This is a genomic window from Streptomyces sp. P5F9 (assembly GCF_057961495.1).
Genome location: NZ_JBXVPZ010000993.1, coordinates 1 through 903, shown reverse-complemented (window position 1 = coordinate 903; position 903 = coordinate 1). Strand labels below are relative to the sequence as shown.

The window sequence follows — 903 nt, the reverse complement described above, 5'->3', positions numbered from 1 at the left end:
TCCCCAGGCCCCTCCCCCGCCGCGCGCCGCAGCGACGCCACGTACGACGTCCCCAGGAACGTCCCGGTCACGAACAGCAACCGCGCCCCGCTGCCGCGCAGCACATACGCGGCCTCGCTCCCCTTGAAGCGCGTGTTCAGCGGCACGAGCACCGCGCCCGCCGACACCGCGCCCAGCGCCGAGACGATCCAGTCCGTCGAGTTGGGCGCCCAGATGCCCACCCGGTCGCCGACCTCCACGCCACTCGCGATACAGGCGGCCGCCGCCCGCTCCACCCGCGCGCCCAGCTCGGCGTACGAGATCCGCGTCCGGCCCTCCACCACCGCCTCGGCGTCCGCGTAGCGTTCCGCGGCCGAGCGCACCAGGCCCGGGACGGTGTCCCACTCCACGTCTCCGCGCATGAACGGCCTCCCCACACCCACTAGCTGACTACCCGTCAGATTAGCTGTAGCCTGACGCCCTGTCAGCAGCCCCGGTGTCACGCGGAGGTGCACAGAGCATGGCCGGACAGCGCATGGCCGGACTGAAGGACGCGACCGCGATCGTCGGCATCGGACAGACCTCCTTCGCCAGGCAACTCCCCGAGGACGAGCGGACCTTGGCGTGTCGCGCCGTACTCGCCGCCCTCGACGACGCGGGCATCGCCCCGAGCGAGGTCGACGCCCTCGCCTCGTACACGATGGAGGAGACGGACGAGGTCGAGCTGGCGAAGGCGGCCGGCTTCGGGGACCTGACCTTCTTCAGCAAGGTGGGGTACGGGGGCGGTGGTTCATGCGCGACCGTCACCCATCTCGCCACCGCCATCGCCGCCGGGCAGGCGACCGTCGGCGTGGCGTGGAGATCCCGGAAGCGGGGCAGCGGGGCGAGACCCTGGACCAACACCACCCGCCAACTCCCCACGCC

1 protein-coding gene and 1 pseudogene are annotated in these 903 nt (G+C 72.3%); one reads left to right on the top strand and one right to left on the bottom strand.

The window, feature by feature from the left end; all coding sequences use genetic code 11:
• A partial coding sequence (locus AC31A1_RS52025) for an AMP-binding protein (RefSeq protein ID WP_489660012.1) occupies window positions 1-401 on the bottom strand: 401 nt, incomplete at its 3' end.
• Between the two features lie 113 nt (window positions 402-514).
• Between AC31A1_RS52025 and AC31A1_RS52020 the strand changes: the two are divergent.
• Window positions 515-903 (top strand): annotated as a pseudogene (locus tag AC31A1_RS52020) (lipid-transfer protein); the annotation flags it as partial.